Raw genomic sequence first — 19,793 nt, 5'->3', positions numbered from 1 at the left:
TTAAAAAATACTGCTACGGCTACTACGTTTCTTTTTCTTTGCTGGATCTTGTTTTTTCTTTTCTACTTTCTTTTTTGTCTCTGGAACATAAGGCATGCTTAGGTCAAAATTTTCTATCGGATCCCAATTTGCTCGTATGCTTTCTAAACCTTTAGAAGAATAAATGACTTCTTCGGCTTGACGCTTTTCCATGAAATTTCCTGAATCCCAAACGCCATTCTTGTTGTCGTCGTAGATCGCTCGAAGCCATAAAAGGTCAGGCTGCAATAAGCCGAATTCAACAGAGGTTTTTCCTTCAGAATATTCGGAGGCAATAACATCTCCTTTTGCATTCGTTAGTTCAATAATAAGGGGAAAACGTTTTACATTTTGCAGCGTAACTGTCAAATTACTGTAGTCAGCCAATTCTTTTGTAGTCAACTGATACAATAAAGTATCGTTTTGTTTTTCATAAAAATCAGTTAGTGCATTCGGTAAAAGTGTAACCGAATACTTTTCTAAAGGTTCTTTCTTAAAATCAAAATACAAACGCTGATTAAAAGCATCGTATTCTGTAGTGTATTTAACAGAAACAGAATCTTTATTGATGATTTTAATTTTAGTAGAATCAAATTTCACCAAAGGCGTTTCGCTTTCTAATGTAAAACGGTCTCTAAAATTCAGTCCACCACTTTGGAGTGCTCGAACGTTTAATGAATCTTTTTTCTGATTTTTAATTTTGAACGAATAATTTTTCTGATAATCTGCAGTGCTAATTTCCATTTGCAGCGAATCTGCTTTTACAGACTTGTACCAAACTTGCAAAGAATCTTTTTTAGGAAACTGCGTTACAATTGTCTCTAGTATTTCGTCGTTGTTTTTTAATACAATTTTAGGTCGATTCTTTTTAAAATCTTGGGTGCCATCATAACCAACTAAAATTCTGTTTCCTGAAACCTGTACTGGTTTGTATGCTTTTAAAGGTAATTTTTCTTGAAATAGTTCGAGTTCAAAAACAGTATCATTCGGAATAGTGATAGGCTGTTTGATAAAGCCAATTTTTTCTTCTTTTGGATTGAATTTATTGTTGTTATTGAGATCCTTTAAAGCAACCAAAAGATATTTACCTGCTTTTAAATTTTCCAATCGAAACGTTTTTAAACTGTCTAAGGTGTTGGTAATGTAACGCGGAGCTTCTTTATAAATGATAGAATCAGTATAATTTTCGTTCACTTCATACAGCATTATCGAAACGAAATTGGTAACCTCTTTGTCGTACGCATCTTTAATTCTTCCGCCGATCGTTAACGAATCGATATATTCTCCCGTAGAGAAAACATACTTGAACTGATTGTATGGATTTCCTTCATTATTATCAGCAATACTTTGACCAAAATTAAAGCTGTACGTTGTGTTAGGCAGTAACGTATCCTTAATTTTTATGCTAATATATTTGCTTGCAGTAGTTGGAGTGATGATCGGCTCATTTTTCATAGGGGGCGAAACAACCAGCTGTTTGTTTATGTTTTTTAGTTTGATGTATTCATCAAAGGTCAACTTAATTTCGTTACCTTTAAATTGAGTACTAAAGTTTTTTGGGAGGCTATTTTTTAAAACAGGAGCTAAAGTATCTTTTAATCCGCCAGTAATGCTGCCGCGTTTAGCACAACTTGCCAAAAACAAGACCGATAAAAAAAGTATGTATTTTGCAGATTTTTGCAACATGATTTCTATTGAAAATTAGTAGCACAAAATAACGATTATATTTACTGTAATTGAAATTTTTTAATGAATTATTAAGGAATATAGAATTAAATAAGAAGTCTTTTGTTCATTTTAAAAATCGTGAATAATTGGTTTCTCATCAAGTGATTTCTTACTTTTGTTAGTATTAAATCTATTTTTTTTGAAAAAGCAATTTCTATATATTTTTTTATTTTTTATACTTATTTCTTGTGATAAAAAAGAGAGCCCCGTAATCTCGTTTTATTATTGGAAAACCAATTACCAATTGACTCCGCTTGAACAGGAGACGCTAGACGGAAATAACGTTCAGAAGTTGTACGTTCGCTATTTTGATGTTGATTTAGATATCAAAACTAAAGAAGCATTTCCAAGAAGTCCAATCCATTTCCTTCATAAACCACAAATTAAAAACATTGTTCCTGTCATTTACATTAAAAACAATGTCATGCTGCAGGATAATTTGAATGTGGAAGAATTAGCGCAAAAAACGTTTGATTATGTGGAACTAATCAATTTAAAGAATAAACTTTCTTGTAATGAAATTCAAATTGATTGTGACTGGACGTTAAAAAGCAAGTCTAATTATTTGGCGTTTATAGAAAGTTTCAAGCGTATTTCGAACAAAAAATTATCGGCAACGATTCGATTGCATCAGGTTAAATATTTCGAAAAAACTAAAATTCCAAATGTGGATTCGGGTGTTTTAATGTATTATAATATGGGAACTATTGCAGTAGAATCGTTGAACTCAATCTATGATAGAGGAATTGCGAAGCGGTATGTATCTAGTTTAAAAAAATATCCGTTACCTCTAAATATAGCGTTACCAATTTATGCTTGGGGAATTCATATTAGAGATAATGCTATTGTGGGTTTAAGAAGTAAATTAACGGTCGAAGATTTGCAATCAGATAAAAATTTTACTGAAATTGATGAAATAACTTTTAGAGTGAACAAGTCTAATTATCGAAAAGGAGTTTTTTATCAAAGAGAAGATATTGTAAAAATCGAAGCTATAAGTGCGGCTGATTTAAAAGAAATGGCTAGTGATTTGCAAGAAAATTTAAATCAACAACCTAAAGAAATTATTTTTTACGACTTAGACGAATTGAATTTAAAGAATTATGAAAAAAGTATTTTTAAACAAGTTAGTACTCGCTTTTAGTGTACTCGGACTTTTTGTAGGTGGTATAATTTACGCTTGCGCAGATGGCGATTGGAACTATTTTGGCACTAACTCTAATTTTACGCCCGAGACATTTGTAGATCCATCGTATGCGCCTTTATTCTTATCGGGAGATGTTTTTTACCGAATTGGATTTGATACCGAACACAATTCACGTTTTAACGATCAAATTACATCTGACTGGCAATCGTTCTTAAAAGGAAAAATGAAGCCAGAGGAAGTGAATGCTTTTTTATTAAATGGCGATCGAAAAATTGCGGTTCAAGAATTGTATTCCTTTTATAAAACAAAGAACAAAAATGAATCTTCGGTTGGCTATGCTTCTAAAATTGATTTAAAAGATACAAAGACTAAAGAATTTATAGCGTTTTTATACCTAGCGCAACAAATTGAAACGGCTTCAATTTCTGACGAAAGATGGAGTTATGAGCCTGTCGTTACTAAAAGCTTTGATGACTTAAAGTTGATTAAAGAAATTGAGAATAAATACAATACCACTAAAGATGAATTTCTTAAAAACAGGTATTGGTTTCAAACGATCAAGGCTTATTTTTATAGCAGTTCTAAAGAAAATGCGATTACATTTTTTAATAAAACCGAGGCTTTGGTTCCTAAAAACAGTTTGTATTATCGTGCAATTGGTTATTTAGCGGGTATCAATTACAAGCAAGGCAATTATGCAACTTCTAATTATTTGTACAGTCGAGTATTTGATAAATGTCCCGAAATGAGAATTGTAGCGGCTTATAGTTTTCATCCAGAAGAAGATGCAGACTGGAATCAATCGTTGCAAATGGCCAAAAACACCGACGAGCAAGTAGCACTTTGGGCGATTCGAGCATATTATAACGACGAGGAAGAGGCAATTTCTAAAATTTTTGATTTACAACCTTCAAGCGAGCATCTTAATTATTTATTGACCCGATTGGTAAACAATCAGGAAAATAAAGCAGACAATTCTTTTAAGGACAATTCGCTTGCTGCCAATAAGAAAAAGGAACAACTTAAAATTAGCAAAACAACTTTGGCATTGGTTACAAAAATTGCAGCGTCTGGAAAAACAAACCAGCCTTTTATGTGGAATATGGCGGCGGGTTATTTGCAAACTTTAAGTGGCGATTATAAAAAGGCAAACGAAAGTTTTATTAAAGCGGCAAAAGAACTTCCTGAAACAGCGCTGGCTACAAACCAATTGCGATTGCTTCGATTTGTGAATAATTTAAGTGCAATTGAAAAGTTGAACGCTAAAAACGAAAAAATAATTCTGAAAGATTTAAATTGGTTGTACCAAGAATTGCCCAAAACTGAAAATGAAGAAAGTGTTTTTAGATATCAAAATGCTTCAAGTTGGAGTAAAATGTATTTAGCAGCGCTTTATAAAGATCAAGGAAATAAAGTAATGGCAGAAATTTTTGGTCAATCTCAAGATGATTATTGGGGAAATACCGGTAATGCTTTTTATGATAATGAGAAAGATTTGTTAGCGATGAAAGCTTTTCTATCTAAAAAGAACAAAACACAAATAGAAGAAATTGGCGCTGCTATTTATACATTGGATGTGAGCGATATTTCTAATTTTCAAGCAATAAAAGCAACATTCCAAAATAAAATACCAGAAGCGATTGCATTTATGAATGAAGGAGATAGTTTAGGAAGTAGTACACTTTTAGGAAACCCATTCAACGGTACAATTAAAGACTGTCATGATTGTGACCATTCGGCGAATCAAAAAAGGAAGTTTACAGAAATTGATTTTCTTACTTTGCTGAGTGAGATGCAAACTAAGGTAATTCAAAACGAAGATGTGTATAACAACAGCTTATTATTAGGAAATGCGTTTTATAATATATCTCACTTTGGCAATGCGAGAACTTTTTATGAGAAAAGTATAGTCGGTTATGGCTCTAATCCGACTTATTTTAGAGAACCGATGAAAAAGATGATTGTCGATTGTTCCGTTTCAAAAATGTACTATCAAATGGCGCTAGCAGCAGCTACGACAAAAGAACAAAAAGCCAAATGCATGTACTTATTAGCCAAATGCGAGCGCAATGATTTTTATAATAAAAGGTATTACGCTCTCAATAAAGATTATTGGGATGTTTACGGTGATGAAATAAATTTCAAAGCTTGGAGCGGATTTAAATCACTGCAAAACGACTACTCGGACACCCATTATTACAAGGATGTAATTCGTGAATGTGGTTATTTTGCAACTTATGTTAATCAGTTATAGTACGATTTTTGTAAATTTAAAGGTAAAAGAATGATTAATAAAATTGAACATATCGGAATTGCGGTAAAGGATCTAGAAACTTCGAATCTTTTATTTGAAAAATTAATGGGTACTGCTCCTTACAAATCCGAAGAAGTGCAGAGTGAAGGTGTACTTACTTCTTTTTTTAAGAGTGGACCGAATAAAATTGAACTTTTAGCAGCTACAAATCCTGACAGTCCGATTGCAAGATTTTTAGAAAAAAAGGGAGAAGGAATTCATCACATTGCATTTGATGTAAGTGATATCGAAGCCGAAACTGCTCGGCTGCAGAAGGAAGGTTTTGTTGTTTTAAATGACCAACCTAAACTTGGTGCTGATAATAAACGTATTGTTTTTTTACATCCCAAAAGCACCAATGGTGTTTTAATCGAGCTTTGCGAAGAAATAAATTAAAAAAAAGTAATTTAATTACTATTTAGTGCTTTGATAGTCAGTACATTTTATTTAATGGAATATAAATCTCTTATAGAGATAGAAATCAATGATAAAAATAGTTGCAGTACATAAAAAATAGTAGTAATATTGCATTCTCAAAACCGGTCCTATAGCTCAGCTGGTTAGAGCACCTGACTCATAATCAGGTGGTCCCTGGTTCGAGCCCAGGTGGGACCACTAGTAAAATCAAGCCTTTACAGCGATGTAGAGGCTTTTTTATATAAATGAATTGTTATATATTTACACCATTCAAAAGCCACGTTTGAATGATTCAAATAATAGAGAGGGAATGCTTCTTATGAAAAAAAATATTTATCGATATGTAGCAAACCTTTTGTGTTTACTGAGTACTACGATGACTCTTGCGCAAGTGCCGCCGTCTCCGCCAAGTGGTCCGCCAGGTGGTGGTGGGCCGCCAGTTCTCCCGGGGCTTCCTATAGACGACTATATTATTGCAGTTTTCGTATTCGCTTTAATTTTCGGATCCTACATGATTTACAGATACAATCAAAAACAAAAAAATCCAGTTTGAAACTGGATTTTTTTGTTTTTAGACTAGCTTTTTATTTCTTATATAATCGAGAAACATATTTTCCAATAACATCGAATTCTAAATTAATAACTGATCCTACTTTGAAATCCTTAAAATTAGTATGTTCGTAAGTATATGGAATTATCGATACGCTAAACTGATTTTCTTTCGAATTTACTACCGTTAAACTTACTCCATTTACTGTTATAGATCCTTTTTCGATAGTGATGTTACTTAAAGTTGAGTCGTATTCAAAAGTATAGTTCCAGCTTCCGTTGGCTTCTTCTATTGCTATGCAGGTTCCTGTTTGGTCTACGTGTCCTTGTACAATGTGGCCATCTAAACGATCTCCAAGCTTCATCGCTCTTTCCAAATTTACAATGTCTCCTTGTTGCCACGAACCAATATTGGTCTTTTTAATAGTCTCTTCAATTGCAGTAACTGTATATAGTGAATCTTTAATCGCGACTACCGTAAGGCATATGCCATTATGAGCAACACTTTGGTCAATTTTAAGTTCGGTCGTGATGCTAGAGCCTATTGTAATGTGAAGATTGCCTTTTTCTTTTTGTATTTCGCTGATTGTGCCAAGGGTTTCTATGATTCCTGTAAACATTTCTTGTTTTATTTTACTAAATTTGCAACATCAAAATTAGTAATAAATAACCTCAGGTCATGATAAAAAGTGCAGAAAATATAATCGTCGGAATTTCAATTGGAGATTTAAACGGTATTGGAAGCGAAGTTGTTCTAAAAACATTCGAAGATTCTAGAATGCTTGAATTGTGTACGCCAGTTATTTTTGCTAATGTAAAAATTCTTTCTTTTTTAAAGAAAAACTTTACGTCGACTGTATTGATGCACGGCATAGATCGATTGGATCAAATTACTCCCGGAAAAGTAAACGTTTTTAATTTATGGAAGGAAGGACTTGATGTAAATGCAGGCGTAAATGATGCTAAGATTGGAGAATATGCAATCAAGTCATTTGTTGCTGCCACAGCCGCCTTAAAAGAAGGCGTGATTGATGTTTTGGTTACCGCGCCGATAAACAAGTACAACATTCAATCAGAAGATTTTAAATTCCCTGGGCATACTGATTATTTAGATCAGGAGTTGGAAGGAAATGCGTTAATGATGATGGTACAAGATAATTTGCGGGTTGGTCTATTGACCGATCATATTCCATTAAGTGAAGTTGCTTCTCATTTAACAGAGGATTTAATTAAGAAAAAAATAGAAACTGTTAGAAAGTCTTTAATTCAAGACTTTAGCATAAACAAACCGAGAATTGCCGTTTTAGGATTGAATCCGCATTGTGGAGATGGTGGAGTGATTGGAAAAGAAGACGATGAGATCTTAAAACCAGTTATTAAAAAGTTGTTCGAAAAAGGAACTTTGGTTTTTGGTCCATTTGCCGCAGATGGCTTTTTCGGAAGTAACCAGTACGATAAGTACGATGCAGTTATCGCAACCTATCACGACCAAGGATTGATTCCTTTTAAAACTTTGTCTTTCGGTAAAGGAGTGAATTATACAGCCGGTTTGGATAAGATTAGAACATCGCCAGATCACGGAACAGCTTACGATATTGCTGGAAAAGATGAGGCTGATTTTGGTTCGTTTAAGGAAGCAGTTTATTTGGCAATTGACATTTATCGTTCGCGAAATCTGTATGTCGAAATAAGTGCAAAACCTCTTAAAATAAAAGAAAAACAGTTATAAACAAAAAAAGGTGAATAAGATTATTTGTTTTACAATAATTTTATATCTTTGCACCCCAATTCTGACCTTCGTTTAGAAGTTCAAAATTGTTCAAATTGATGTTAGCATGAGTAAGATAAAAGAATTTTTAATTCCGTTCGCGGGATTAAAGTTAGGAAAACACAATTTTGAGTATCAGATAAATAACAAGTTCTTTGAGAGCTTTGATTTCAACGAGTTTCAAGACGCAGACGTCAAGGTTAGTTTGGTTTTTGATAAAAAGAGCTCTATGTTAGAGTTGAGTTTTAAGCATAAGGGAACTGTAAATGTGCCTTGTGATCTAACAGGAGAAGATTTTGATTTGCCCATTAAAGGAAAAATGAACTTAATTGTTCGTTTTGGAGATGAGTTTAATAATGACAACGAAGAGTTGTTGATTTTACCTCATGGCGAATTTGAACTGGATGTTATGCAATACATTTATGAAATGATTGTATTGTCGGTTCCTCAGAAACGAATTCATACTGGTATTAAAGATGGTACATTGCAAAGCGACGTACTCGATAAGCTAGCTGAATTAACAGTAAAAGAACAAAAAGAAGAGAGTACAAACGAAGAAGATATTGACCCACGTTGGGACAAATTAAAGAAACTATTAACGGATAAATAATATAGTAAAATGGCACATCCAAAGAGAAAAATCTCGAAAACAAGAAGAGATAAGAGAAGAACACATTATAAAGCTACTGTAGCTCAAATCGCTACATGTCCTATTACTGGAGAAGCGCATTTATACCATAGAGCTTACTGGCATGAAGGTAAAATGTACTACAGAGGGCAAGTTGTGATTGATAAATCACAAGCGGTTGCTTAATACATTTTAGCGAATGATATTAGAACTCTCACTATGTGAGAGTTTTTTTTGTTTCGTATAACTTTCCTTTTTTAAGGAAATAGCTGACAATACGTTTGGATTTTTTTTTGTAATTTTCAAGTCTTTGAAAAATTTTTCAAATAGCGCTTTATTTGAAGAGAAATAATAGAATATAATGAACACAATCACAGCCGCAATAACCGCTGTTGGATCATATGTTCCAGACTTTGTTCTTACCAACAAAGCTCTCGAAGCCATGGTAGATACCAATGACGAGTGGATTACCTCTCGTACGGGAATTAAAGAAAGAAGAATTCTTAAGGACGCCGATAAAGGGACCTCATACCTTGCTATAAAAGCTGCGGAAGACTTAATGAGAAAAGGCAACATCGATCCACTAGAAATCGATATGGTTATTATGGCTACTGCGACAGCAGATATGCCGGTAGCTGCAACAGGCGTTTACGTAGCGTCTGCAATTGGAGCAACTAATGCTTTCGCTTACGATTTACAAGCTGCTTGTTCTAGTTTTTTATACGGAATGTCTACAGCGGCAGCCTACATTCAATCAGGGAGATACAAAAAAATATTAGTAATTGGAGCAGATAAAATGTCTTCCATTGTTGATTATACCGACCGTTCTACTTGTATTATTTTTGGAGATGGTGCAGGAGCGGCATTGTTTGAACCCAATTATGAAGGCTTAGGTTTGCAAGATGAGTACTTAAGAAGCGATGCTGTTGGTAGAGACTTCTTAAAAATTCCAGCAGGAGGCTCGTTAGTTCCAACATCTCTAGAGACGATTAAAAACAATCAGCATAACATTATGCAAGATGGTAAAACCGTATTTAAATTTGCTGTTACAAATATGGCTGACGCGAGCGAATTAATTTTGAAAAGAAATAATTTGACCAATGAAGACGTAAATTGGTTAGTACCACATCAAGCTAATAAACGCATCATTGATGCAACTGCTAGTCGAATGAACTTAGAAGATTCAAAAGTTTTAATGAATATCGAAAAATACGGTAATACTACATCGGCAACTTTGCCTTTAGTTTTGGCTGATTTCGAACATTTATTTAAAAAAGGAGATAATGTTATTTTTGCTGCATTTGGTGGTGGATTCACTTGGGGATCTATTTACTTAAAATGGGCATACGACACAAAATAGAAATTAAACTAAAAAGAAATCATTATGGATTTAAAAGAAATTCAAAGCCTAATTAAATTTGTAGCAAATTCGGGAGTTGCTGAGGTAAAGTTAGAAATGGATGATGTGAAAATTACCATTAGATCAACTATTGAAGGCGGCGGTGGAACAACAGAAAGTACGTATGTACAGCAGTTGCCAATGCAAGCTGCACCATCTCAAATGGCAGCGCCAGTTGTTGCGGCTCCAGTAGCAGCAGCACCAACAGAAGATTCTAAATACATCACGATCAAATCTCCAATTATTGGTACTTTTTATAGAAAACCATCTCCAGATAAACCTTCTTTTATTGAAGTAGGAACTTCAATTGGAACTGGTGACGTACTCTGCGTAATTGAAGCAATGAAATTATTTAACGAAATCGAATCTGAAGTTTCAGGTAAAATTGTTAAGATTTTAGTAGATGATATGTCTCCTGTAGAATTCGATCAACCATTATTTTTAGTAGATCCATCTTAATTATTTATCAATTATGAATTATAAATTATGAATTGAATTGATCAATCATAATTTTAAAAACTTCATAACTCATAACTCATAACTCAAAAAAGATGTTTAAAAAAATATTAATAGCAAATAGAGGTGAAATTGCGCTTCGTGTTATTCGTACGTGTAAAGAAATGGGAATCAAAACGGTTGCCGTTTACTCTACCGCAGATGCAGAAAGTTTACACGTGAAATTTGCAGATGAGGCCGTTTGTATTGGACCTCCGCCAAGTAATTTGTCGTATTTGAAAATGTCAAATATTATTGCTGCTGCCGAAATTACCAATGCAGATGCAATACATCCAGGGTACGGATTTTTATCTGAAAACTCTAAATTTTCAAAAATTTGTCAAGAGCACGGGATCAAATTTATTGGTGCAGCTCCAGAAATGATTGATAGAATGGGCGATAAAGCTTCGGCTAAAGCAACCATGAAAGCTGCAGGAGTTCCTTGCGTGCCAGGTTCTGATGGAATTTTAGAATCCTACGAACAAGCAGAACAAATTGCAGGCGAATTTGGCTATCCAGTAATGCTTAAAGCAACTGCTGGTGGTGGTGGAAAAGGAATGCGTGCAGTTTGGAAACAAGAAGATTTATTGAAAGCTTGGGAGTCAGCACGTCAAGAATCTGCCGCTGCTTTTGGAAATGACGGAATGTACTTGGAGAAATTAATTGAAGAACCAAGACATATCGAAATTCAAGTTGTTGGAGATGCGTATGGTAAAGCATGTCATCTTTCTGAAAGAGATTGTTCAGTGCAACGCCGTCACCAAAAATTGACAGAAGAAACACCATCCCCTTTTATGACTGACGAATTGCGTCAGAAAATGGGTGATGCAGCAGTTAAAGCTGCAGAATTTATTAAATATGAAGGCGCAGGTACAGTAGAGTTTTTGGTTGATAAACACCGTAATTTCTATTTTATGGAAATGAATACTCGTATTCAGGTAGAGCACCCAATTACAGAACAAGTTATTGATTACGATTTAATTCGCGAACAAATTATGGTTGCAGCTGGAATTCCGATTTCAGGTAAAAACTATTTGCCAGAATTACACGCAATTGAATGTCGTATCAACGCCGAAGATCCATATAATGATTTTCGCCCTTCTCCAGGAAAAATAACTACTTTGCATATGCCAGGTGGACATGGAGTTCGTTTAGATACGCACGTTTATTCAGGATATACTATTCCTTCTAATTACGATTCGATGATTGCTAAGTTGATTACAACGGCACAGTCAAGAGAAGAAGCAATTAGTAAAATGAGAAGAGCTTTAGACGAATTCGTTATCGAAGGAGTAAAAACAACAATACCTTTTCACAGACAATTAATGGATGATCCAAAATATATAGAGGGAGATTATACAACTGCTTTTATGGATACATTTAAAATGAAACCATTACAAGAATAATATTTTTATTATTTTTTATGACAAAGCCGCACAGTAGTGCGGCTTTTTTTTGTGCTTTTTTTTAAGAAGTGTATAAAAACTACACAGCGTATGTGGTTATTACACAGTTTTGTGTGTCAGTTCAATTTTCAATAAATAAAGCAATCAATTGACAATCAGTAATTTAGACATGGAGCTAGAAAAATTAATTTATAGGCACAGTTATTTCATTGTCTGAAGTGTAAAACAAGACTATCAAATATTAAAAACATATCATTATGAAAAAGTTAATCTTATCAGCAGCAATCGTTTTAGGAAGTTTATCAACGATTACAGCATCAGCATCAACAGTAAATCCTACAGTAAAGTCAGTAACGATTGCTGATGAATATACAGAGATTAAGATCGAAGAATTGCCAGCTGCAATTACTGAAGCATTAAAAAAAGCATATCCAGACGCAGTTCTTACAAAAGCATACATCAATGAAAGCAAACAATACAAATTAGATCTGAAAGTCGGTGATAAAGAAGGTTCTTTATTTGCAGACGAAAGTGGAAATTGGATTCAGGAATAATTAAAAAGCAATCAAACAAATAACATATTAAATACACACACTATGAAAAAGTTAATCTTATCAGCAGCAATTATATTAGGAGGTTTGTCAACATTTACAGCAACAGCAACAAATGTGAATCCGATTGTAAATTCAGTGATAATTGCTGATGAATACACAGAAATTAAAGTAACTGAAGTACCTGCTGCAATTACCGAGGCTTTTAAAGCAGCTTACCCAGAAGGAATAATAAATAAAGCGTTCGTCAACGAAACTAAGGAATATAAAATTGAGGTTAAAATTGGAGACAAAGAAGGGTTTTTATACGCAGACGAAAGCGGTAAATGGATTCAAAAATAACACTAGAACATTCAATTATATAACAAATTAAATATACACACTATGAAAAAATTAATCTTATCAGCAGCAATAATATTAGGGAGTTTGTCAACAATTACAGCAACAGCTTCAAATGTAAATCCAATTGTAAAATCAGTAATTATTGCTGATGATTACACTGAAATTAAAGTAGAAGAAGTTCCAGCAGCCATTATTGATGCACTAAAAAAAGCGTATCCAGATGCAGTTCTTACTAAAGCCTATGTTAACGAAAATAAAGAATACAAACTTGACGTTAAAGTAGGAGATAAAGAAGGAAATTTATTTGCAGATGAAACAGGAAACTGGATTCAAAAATAAGCCATAACTCTTGAGTTGTCAATAACTAAATATATAATATCATGAAAAAATTAATCTTCTCAGCAGCTATTTTATTAGGAACAATGAGCACATTTGCAACTCCACTGGTACCAATAATTGGTACGAACGGAATTGAGATTATGCAAGATGGATTCACTGAAATAGCGATAGATGCAGTTCCTGCAGCGGTTACAGCAACGATTGGAAATTCTTTTCCTGGGGCTAAATTGCTAAAGGCGTATAGTAACGAAAATAAAGAGTATAAACTAGAAATTGCTATGGGCGAAAAAAGTTATACCGTGTTTACAGATGCCGAAGGTAAAATCATCAAAAAGTAACGGTGATGAAAAGATTAACCTTAGCGATTACCTTCGTTTTGGTAGGTTTAACAACCTATGCTTCGGTAGCGACATATAGTGTAATCGAACTGTCTAAAATTGCTCAAGACGATTATATAGAAGTGTCTCCTGAATCGGTTCCAGTTCTTGTGCAAACAGCCTTGAGCAAAGCGTATCCTTCTGCAAAGTTGGTAAAAGCGTATGTGAATGATAAAAAGGAATACAAATTAGAAATTGAAGTCGAAGACCAGAAGGCTACTGTTTACGCAGCTGTCGCTGGCAATTGGTTAAAAATATAATTAGGTGGATTAAGTTTATGTTTTGGAAAAGAGGCTGCTATATGCAGTCTCTTTTTTTTGCATAATATTATGACATTACAATAATTTTAGCCTTAATTTAGCGTAAAAAGCACCTAGACCAATGCCCAAGATTTTAATTATTGAAGATGATATTTCCTTCTGTAAACTATTAGAAAAATTTCTGATCAAAAATAGTTACGAAGTAACTACTTCTTTTTCTGCAGCTGATGCTAGAGTAGCGATTCAAAACGAAACATTCGACTTAATTTTAACCGACTTGCGATTACCAGATGCGGACGGAATTAATTTGTTGAATGAGTTTAAAAAATTAAATTCAGAGATACCGGTCGTTTTAATGACAGGTTATTCTGATGTTAACACTGCGGTTAAAGCTATAAAAAATGGAGCTTCCGATTATATTTCGAAACCTTTCAACCCCGATGAGGTTTTGCTGGTTATTAGCAACGCTCTGCAAATTGAAACAAAAGTTGTAGCGCCAAAAAAGGAACTTCCAAAACCTGCTAAGAAAACGAAAGGATCGAGCGAATATGTTCAGGGAATCTCAACTGAATCTAAAAAATTAGCGCAGCACATTCAATTGGTTAGCCCTACTGATATGTCCGTTTTAATAATTGGCGAAAGTGGAACGGGAAAAGAGATTATTGCAAAAAGTATTCATCAACAAAGCAATCGAAAAAGCGAAAATTTTATCGCAGTTGATTGTGGCGCAATTCCAAAAGAATTGGCTGCAAGTGAATTTTTCGGTCACTTAAAAGGATCTTTTACTGGGGCTATTACTGATAAAATGGGTTATTTTGAAGCAGCGAATGGAGGAACTATCTTTTTGGATGAAATAGGTAACTTATCTTATGAAAATCAAATTCAGTTGTTGCGTGCTTTGCAAGAGCGAAAAATAAAGCCTGTTGGGAGCAATAAAGAATTAGATGTTGATATTCGTATTATAACGGCTACCAACGAAGATTTGCGTGAAGCAGTTAAAAATGGTGAATTCAGAGAAGATTTATATCACAGAATAAACGAATTCTCGATTCATTCGCCGGCGCTTTCAGAGCGAGACGAAGATTTAATGATTTTTGCAGAATTCTTTTTAGAGAAAGCAAATGAACAACTAAATAAAGAGGTTATTGGTTTTTCGAAAGAAGTTGTCACTATTTTTCAAAATTATTCATGGCCCGGAAATTTACGTGAATTGCAAAACTGTGTAAAACGCTCGACGTTACTAACGCAAGGCGATTTTATTGAAGCAACGGTTTTACCAGCTGAATTTTTTCAGAAGCAAGAAAGTAAAACAGATTCACTTTCTTTATCAGAAAATGAAAAAGAAGCCATTGAATATGCTTTGATTAAGACACAAAACAATAAATCAGAAGCAGCAAAATTGTTAAAAATAACACGTAAAACTTTATACAATAAACTCAAATTGTACGACATCACTTAAATTACTTTTTCTAGTTCAGAGAATAAAGCTCTAATTTTTGATTTTAGTAGCGAAAATAATTTCTTCATTTCGACTTTCGAATACTCATTTAATTCCAATTGATTTAAAATAGTTGCAATTTCCATCGCTTCAATTTGTTTAAACATCGGTGCCATCTTATGGGCAACTTGTTTTATTTTCTCATATTCAATTGACTCGATAGTGTTTTGAAGTATAAATAAATTAGAGTTGGTCGAAGTGATAAAAGTTTCTAATACATTTTTGATCGCTTCTCTGTCATTATTTAAAAACAATTCAAGTGAATGCAGAGAATATAAATCGGTTGCTTTAGACTTAAACTCTTCTTTTATTTGAATGGGCAATGAAGTTTTGTACAACAAGGCGTCAATCGTTTGTAGTAGAATATTCGGAGAAAACGGCTTTTTGATTACCGTAGTAAAACCAGCTTTTTGGTATACGTCATCACTTAAATCAGCACGGCCTGTAACGGCAATAAGCGGCTGATTAGCATACTTACTTTTTTTGTCATTTTGCAGAGCCGCTGCCAATTTAAAACCATCCATAATAGGCATTTGGATGTCGGTAATTAAAAGATCAAAAGCATTAGAGCGCATAAATTGTAACGCAGTTTCTGAGTTCGAAAAAGGAATAATGTTAAAACGTTGTTTTAAAACTTCGGTTGAAAGTCCTAATAAGTCCGTATCATCATCTACAACCACAATTGTTTTGTTTTGATGCGTTGTTTTAAAAACAACTGGACTTATTTTAATCTCGTTGGTTGGTGTATCAAAAACCAGTGGTAAGCGAATTTCAAAGCAACTTCCTTTTTCAGAGCTATTTTTTAAATACAGTTCGCCACCTAAAAGTGTGGTTATTTTTTTTGAAATTGCCAATCCGAGACCAGTTCCTCCATATTTTTTCTCAATAGTTTCATTGGCTTGCGCAAATTCTTCGAATACCAATTCTTGGCTTTCCTTGGCAATTCCAATTCCTGAATCCTGAATAGTTATAAAGGCAATTCGTTCATTTGCAGAAATAGTTGCACTTATTTTTATAAAACCAGTGGTTGTAAACTTGTAGGCATTTCCAATAATATTAATCAACACTTGCTTCAATCGAAAAGGATCTCCAATAATAGGGTTTTTTAACTGTTCAGCGATAGAAATAATTAGTTCGATCTCTTTTTGTTTATGAACCGATTGTACGTTTTTCGCCACCTCAGTGATGGTTTCATCTAGCTGAAACGAAATTTCTTCAATAGCAATTTTACCCGCTTCTATTTGCGAAAAATCTAATAAATCTTGAACTAGTCGCGAAATATATTCAGACGAATTCTTAATGTTGGTGGTATAGTAAGTTTGTTTTGTTGTTAAATCAGAATGGCCTAATAATTCGGTATAACCAACAATCGTGCTTAATGGCGTTTTTAAATCGTGACTTACTGTGGAAATAAGTTGCTCGCGACTTCGCAGTAAATTGCGGGTTTTAAAATTAGCAAGCTCTAATTGTTTTTTATAGGATTGCGTTTTGGAGAGATCGCTGGTAATTAAAACAGAAAAGAAAATGGTAAGCAACAATCCGGCAATAGCAGCATACGTAACAATTTCATTGATTCGTTTAAGGGACTTTTCTTTTTCGGTATTGTTTTTAATAGAGTATACAATGATCTCACTTTCAATTATTCGAAGTACTTTTCGCAGTTGATCTGAAATTAAGATTTCATTGGTAAGCAACTTATTCTCTTGTACACTTAATGATTCTTTTTTCTTCTCGGTCTCAACTTTAACTTTGCTAAGCAAACGTTTAGAAGCTGATAAAATAGAATCGGTTGCCTTTTTTGTTAAGGTATTGGTACTGTCGTCGGGAATATTTTGGTTAAGATAATCGACATAACGCTGCAAAACATTGCGTTGGTAACTGCCGAGCTGATCTGGTTCTTTGGTAAAATCGCTCAGTTGTAGTTTGCGAAGCGAAAACTCGAGTTGCGTTAATTCTTGAATGGCATCCGTTACCGAAGCTTCGTCGGTGGTTTTATTTTTTATTTCTTTGAGCTGCCGAATGTTTTGTGTTTTCTCTGTTAATAAAATGGTTACACTGTCTAGCAACTTTATTTGATATTGACTAGAAACGTCTCTTTTTAAAGAATCAATTCCGATTTGTAAAGAATCAGTCTGTCTAAGATAATCTTGAAAATCAGTTTCAGAATTGGATTGGATGGTCTTTCTAGCTAAACTTTCGGTTTTATATACATTCGAAAAAAGTTTACTCACCCGGAGCACTTTACTTTTTTCAAAGGCAATTTTATTTTCAATCTTAGAATATACTACATTCTCAGTATATAAAATCCAACCAACACTTACTACCAAAGCCGCAAGTGCAATGTAGCTGATAAAAACTTTAACGGGAATGTAACTATTTTTTGAACTCATAATATAAAAATTAGCCACAGTATTGTTGCTATTAACGAAACTGTGGCTAAATAAATGTAATACTAATACTTTATTTTACAAGGTTTCTTTTAACCATTTAAAAAACTCACCTTGCCAAACTTGTGCGTTTTGAGGTTTCAATACCCAGTGATTTTCTTCAGGAAAATACACAAATCTACTTTTGATTCCGCGAAGTTGTGCTGCCTGGAAAGCCTCTTGTCCTTGACCAATTGGTACACGGAAATCAAGTCCTCCTTGAAAAATTAATATTGGAGCATTCCATTTATCTACATGCGTCGCTGGATTAAAAGTAGTGTACGTTTTTTGAGCGATTGCATTGTCTTTTTCCCAATAAGCGCCACCAAAATCCCAATTGTTAAAAAAGACTTCTTCGGTAGTGCCAAACATGCTTTGCGTATTAAAAACACCATCGTGTGCTATAAATGTTTTAAATCGGTTGTTGTGAATTCCAGCTAAATAAAAAGCAGAATAACCACCGTAGCTGGCGCCAATACAGCCCAAACGATCTTTGTCAACATACGATTCTTTTGAAACGGCATCAATAGCTGATAAATAATCATCCATTACTTGACCGCCCCAATCCTTACTAATTTGCTCATTCCATTCTACACCATGACCCGGCATTCCTCGGCGATTTGGTGCAACAACTATATAACCGTTTGCTGCCATCAATTGAAAGTTCCAACGGAAAGAGTAGAATTGGGTTAAGGCACTTTGAGGTCCACCTTGACAATACAACAAGGTTGGATATTTTTTAGTCGCATCAAAGTTTGGAGGTAAAATAACCCAAACTAACATTTTTTTACCGTCAGTTGTCGTTACGTAGCGTTTCTCGGTTTTGCTTAAAGCAAGTGAATCGTAGGTTTTAGTATTGACATTGCTAAGTTGCTTCCACGTATTTTTATTTAAATTATAAGAAAAAATCTCATCCGCATGATTCATATCTTGACGGGTTACAATAACCGAATTGTCTACAAAACCAACAATAGAGCTCACATCAAATTCTCCTCTTGTAATTTGTTCTACACGAGGCATTATTTTAGTTAAACCAGGATAATTAACCACAAACAATTGTTTGGTTCCGTCAATTGGAGCAACAAAGTAGACGTTTTTACTGTCTTTGCTCCACATAAAACCATCTACCGTTCCGTCCCAATTGGCGGTCAAGTTGGTTTTTGCTCCTTTATAATCGACAATAATATCGTTTTTATCGGCTTCGTAACCGTCACGTTTCATTTGTAGATAAGACAAATTTCCTTCAGGAGAAAATTGTGGTGCCATATCATAACCCAAATTAGCTTCGGTTCTATTGGTTGTCTTTTTAGTCTCTAAGTTGTACTCGTAAATATCGGTATTAGTAGAAATAGCATAGGCTGTACCCGCTTTTTTCTTAGACACATATAAAATCGATTTGCTGTCTGGAGACCAAATGTAATCTTCATCTCCACCGAAAGGTTTTTGCGGAGAATCAAAATTTTCACCTGGCATTATGTCAATTCCTTTGGCGTCTTTTTTGTTTTCTCTATAAAAAACGTGGTTAAAGTTTCCATCATTCCAAGTATCCCAATGGCGGTAATCTAATCCATCATAAATTTGAACATCAGATTTTTTTAAATCAGTGTAAAAGTCTTTTCCTAAAACTTTGTCAATTTTTACTGCTTTATCATAAACGATGTATTTGCCGTTTGCCGAAATATTTTTATCCGTCAAAAGTGTTTTATACTCTTTCACTTCAATTGCATTTCCTCCGTTTACGGGGACAGTATAAAATTTAGAATTTGACTTATTCTCGGTAACTGAAGGAGTAGTTACTTTGTAAACGATGTTTTTTCCATCTTTTGTAATTCCCAAAGCTGAAACTCTTCCTAATTCCCATAGCAATTTTGGAGTCATCACGTTTTGTGCTGTGGCGCTTAAACTCATCAGTATCAATGTTGTAATTAATATTCTTTTCATAATAGTATTGTATTTTTTGAGAATTTAAATGTACAAATAATATAAGGGAACGCCGATTTTAGCGCCTTTAGATTTCCTTAAAAGAAACATAAAATTTTCTAGTTATACTTTTTTCTGCGGTATATAAGTAGCGATCGAAAAGAAGTAGAAAACCTTTAAAAAAAATTGGAAGATTTAGTAAAAAAGGTAATTTTACCAATTCATTATTTTA

Annotated in this window: 20 protein-coding genes and 1 tRNA gene; 17 read left to right on the top strand and 4 right to left on the bottom strand. The window is 34.0% G+C overall.

The features are described from left to right. Positions 1-1,704, bottom strand: a complete 1,704-nt coding sequence (locus tag AP058_RS12775) for an Ig-like domain-containing protein (RefSeq protein WP_066311530.1) — start codon at positions 1,702-1,704, stop codon at positions 1-3. 181 nt (positions 1,705-1,885) lie between these two features. Here AP058_RS12775 and AP058_RS12770 point away from each other — a divergent pair, with 181 nt between their 5' ends. The 5 genes from AP058_RS12770 to AP058_RS12750 all read left to right on the top strand — a co-directional run bounded on the left by AP058_RS12770 (position 1,886) and on the right by AP058_RS12750 (position 6,156). Beyond that, positions 1,886-2,890: a hypothetical protein gene (locus AP058_RS12770; protein WP_066311522.1), complete on the top strand. Its 1,005-nt coding sequence runs from the start codon at positions 1,886-1,888 to the stop codon at positions 2,888-2,890. Then, a complete protein-coding gene (locus AP058_RS12765) occupies positions 2,850-5,147 on the top strand; it encodes a hypothetical protein (protein WP_066311519.1) in 2,298 nt (765 codons plus the stop codon). The genes AP058_RS12770 and AP058_RS12765 overlap by 41 nt, the downstream gene beginning before the upstream one ends. 33 nt (positions 5,148-5,180) lie before the next feature. Further along, a complete protein-coding gene (gene mce, locus AP058_RS12760; RefSeq protein WP_157492762.1) occupies positions 5,181-5,582 on the top strand; it encodes a methylmalonyl-CoA epimerase in 402 nt (133 codons plus the stop codon). A 145-nt stretch (positions 5,583-5,727) separates the two neighbouring features. Beyond that, positions 5,728-5,801: transfer RNA gene (locus AP058_RS12755), tRNA-Ile, on the top strand. Positions 5,802-5,886: 85 nt separating this feature from the next. Further along, positions 5,887-6,156 (top strand): hypothetical protein, encoded by a 270-nt coding sequence (locus tag AP058_RS12750; RefSeq protein ID WP_197413406.1) that lies wholly within the window; start codon positions 5,887-5,889, stop codon positions 6,154-6,156. A gap of 31 nt (positions 6,157-6,187) precedes the next feature. Here AP058_RS12750 and AP058_RS12745 read toward each other — a convergent pair whose 3' ends face one another. Continuing rightward, on the bottom strand, positions 6,188-6,772 hold the full coding sequence (locus AP058_RS12745) for a riboflavin synthase (RefSeq protein WP_066311510.1): 585 nt from the start codon (positions 6,770-6,772) through the stop codon (positions 6,188-6,190). A gap of 59 nt (positions 6,773-6,831) precedes the next feature. Between AP058_RS12745 and pdxA the strand changes: the two genes are divergently transcribed. From pdxA to AP058_RS12685, 12 genes are all read left to right on the top strand, one after another. Further along, complete coding sequence (pdxA, locus tag AP058_RS12740; RefSeq protein ID WP_066311508.1) at positions 6,832-7,881, top strand: 4-hydroxythreonine-4-phosphate dehydrogenase PdxA; 1,050 nt, start codon at positions 6,832-6,834, stop codon at positions 7,879-7,881. A 106-nt stretch (positions 7,882-7,987) separates the two neighbouring features. Then, positions 7,988-8,530 carry a DUF177 domain-containing protein gene (locus AP058_RS12735; protein WP_066311506.1) on the top strand — a complete coding sequence of 181 codons (543 nt, stop codon included), beginning with the start codon at positions 7,988-7,990 and terminating at the stop codon, positions 8,528-8,530. 9 nt (positions 8,531-8,539) lie between these two features. Further along, positions 8,540-8,734, top strand: coding sequence for a 50S ribosomal protein L32 (gene rpmF / locus AP058_RS12730; RefSeq protein WP_066311504.1), 195 nt, complete (start codon positions 8,540-8,542; stop codon positions 8,732-8,734). Positions 8,735-8,909: 175 nt separating this feature from the next. Then, positions 8,910-9,908: a beta-ketoacyl-ACP synthase III gene (locus tag AP058_RS12725; RefSeq protein WP_066311495.1), complete on the top strand. Its 999-nt coding sequence runs from the start codon at positions 8,910-8,912 to the stop codon at positions 9,906-9,908. 24 nt (positions 9,909-9,932) lie between these two features. After that, complete coding sequence (accB, locus tag AP058_RS12720; protein ID WP_066311493.1) at positions 9,933-10,406, top strand: acetyl-CoA carboxylase biotin carboxyl carrier protein; 474 nt, start codon at positions 9,933-9,935, stop codon at positions 10,404-10,406. Positions 10,407-10,498: 92 nt separating this feature from the next. Further along, positions 10,499-11,848, top strand: coding sequence for an acetyl-CoA carboxylase biotin carboxylase subunit (accC, locus tag AP058_RS12715; RefSeq protein ID WP_066311490.1), 1,350 nt, complete (start codon positions 10,499-10,501; stop codon positions 11,846-11,848). A gap of 257 nt (positions 11,849-12,105) precedes the next feature. After that, on the top strand, positions 12,106-12,402 hold the full coding sequence (locus tag AP058_RS12710; protein ID WP_066311488.1) for a hypothetical protein: 297 nt from the start codon (positions 12,106-12,108) through the stop codon (positions 12,400-12,402). A gap of 42 nt (positions 12,403-12,444) precedes the next feature. After that, complete coding sequence (locus tag AP058_RS12705; RefSeq protein ID WP_066311485.1) at positions 12,445-12,741, top strand: hypothetical protein; 297 nt, start codon at positions 12,445-12,447, stop codon at positions 12,739-12,741. A 42-nt stretch (positions 12,742-12,783) separates the two neighbouring features. Next, the gene (locus AP058_RS12700) at positions 12,784-13,080 is read left to right on the top strand and encodes a hypothetical protein (protein ID WP_066311482.1); all 297 of its coding nucleotides are present in this window, start codon (positions 12,784-12,786) and stop codon (positions 13,078-13,080) included. A 41-nt stretch (positions 13,081-13,121) separates the two neighbouring features. Beyond that, positions 13,122-13,418 carry a hypothetical protein gene (locus AP058_RS12695; protein WP_066311480.1) on the top strand — a complete coding sequence of 99 codons (297 nt, stop codon included), beginning with the start codon at positions 13,122-13,124 and terminating at the stop codon, positions 13,416-13,418. Between the two features lie 5 nt (positions 13,419-13,423). After that, positions 13,424-13,717, top strand: coding sequence for a hypothetical protein (locus tag AP058_RS12690; protein ID WP_066313412.1), 294 nt, complete (start codon positions 13,424-13,426; stop codon positions 13,715-13,717). 121 nt (positions 13,718-13,838) lie between these two features. Beyond that, the gene (locus AP058_RS12685; protein ID WP_066311477.1) at positions 13,839-15,176 is read left to right on the top strand and encodes a sigma-54 dependent transcriptional regulator; all 1,338 of its coding nucleotides are present in this window, start codon (positions 13,839-13,841) and stop codon (positions 15,174-15,176) included. Here the strand turns inward: AP058_RS12685 and AP058_RS12680 are convergent. Together AP058_RS12680 and AP058_RS12675 are read right to left on the bottom strand one after the other, a co-directional pair. After that, positions 15,173-17,605, bottom strand: a complete 2,433-nt coding sequence (locus tag AP058_RS12680) for a hybrid sensor histidine kinase/response regulator (protein WP_066311469.1) — start codon at positions 17,603-17,605, stop codon at positions 15,173-15,175. The genes AP058_RS12685 and AP058_RS12680 overlap by 4 nt on opposite strands. Positions 17,606-17,680: 75 nt before the next feature. After that, on the bottom strand, positions 17,681-19,582 hold the full coding sequence (locus AP058_RS12675) for a S9 family peptidase (RefSeq protein WP_066311467.1): 1,902 nt from the start codon (positions 19,580-19,582) through the stop codon (positions 17,681-17,683). Positions 19,583-19,793: the final 211 nt, after the last annotated feature.

Source organism: Flavobacterium sp. TAB 87, assembly GCF_001529295.1.
In the GTDB taxonomy this organism is placed as follows: Bacteria; Bacteroidota; Bacteroidia; order Flavobacteriales; family Flavobacteriaceae; genus Flavobacterium.
Note: the sequence above shows the minus strand (reverse complement) of the source record. Positions and strands in the feature narration are given on the sequence as shown.

Coding starts and splice junctions, on each gene's coding strand:
- AP058_RS12685 (WP_066311477.1), top strand. CDS start 13,839: ATGCCCAAGATTTTAATTATTGAAGATGATATTTCCTTCTGTAAACTA.
- pdxA (WP_066311508.1), top strand. CDS start 6,832: ATGATAAAAAGTGCAGAAAATATAATCGTCGGAATTTCAATTGGAGAT.
- AP058_RS12675 (WP_066311467.1), bottom strand. CDS start 19,582: ATGAAAAGAATATTAATTACAACATTGATACTGATGAGTTTAAGCGCC.
- AP058_RS12775 (WP_066311530.1), bottom strand. CDS start 1,704: ATGTTGCAAAAATCTGCAAAATACATACTTTTTTTATCGGTCTTGTTT.
- AP058_RS12745 (WP_066311510.1), bottom strand. CDS start 6,772: ATGTTTACAGGAATCATAGAAACCCTTGGCACAATCAGCGAAATACAA.
- AP058_RS12725 (WP_066311495.1), top strand. CDS start 8,910: ATGAACACAATCACAGCCGCAATAACCGCTGTTGGATCATATGTTCCA.
- accB (WP_066311493.1), top strand. CDS start 9,933: ATGGATTTAAAAGAAATTCAAAGCCTAATTAAATTTGTAGCAAATTCG.
- AP058_RS12710 (WP_066311488.1), top strand. CDS start 12,106: ATGAAAAAGTTAATCTTATCAGCAGCAATCGTTTTAGGAAGTTTATCA.
- AP058_RS12690 (WP_066313412.1), top strand. CDS start 13,424: ATGAAAAGATTAACCTTAGCGATTACCTTCGTTTTGGTAGGTTTAACA.
- AP058_RS12695 (WP_066311480.1), top strand. CDS start 13,122: ATGAAAAAATTAATCTTCTCAGCAGCTATTTTATTAGGAACAATGAGC.
- accC (WP_066311490.1), top strand. CDS start 10,499: ATGTTTAAAAAAATATTAATAGCAAATAGAGGTGAAATTGCGCTTCGT.
- AP058_RS12700 (WP_066311482.1), top strand. CDS start 12,784: ATGAAAAAATTAATCTTATCAGCAGCAATAATATTAGGGAGTTTGTCA.
- rpmF (WP_066311504.1), top strand. CDS start 8,540: ATGGCACATCCAAAGAGAAAAATCTCGAAAACAAGAAGAGATAAGAGA.
- AP058_RS12680 (WP_066311469.1), bottom strand. CDS start 17,605: ATGAGTTCAAAAAATAGTTACATTCCCGTTAAAGTTTTTATCAGCTAC.
- AP058_RS12705 (WP_066311485.1), top strand. CDS start 12,445: ATGAAAAAGTTAATCTTATCAGCAGCAATTATATTAGGAGGTTTGTCA.
- AP058_RS12735 (WP_066311506.1), top strand. CDS start 7,988: ATGAGTAAGATAAAAGAATTTTTAATTCCGTTCGCGGGATTAAAGTTA.
- AP058_RS12765 (WP_066311519.1), top strand. CDS start 2,850: ATGAAAAAAGTATTTTTAAACAAGTTAGTACTCGCTTTTAGTGTACTC.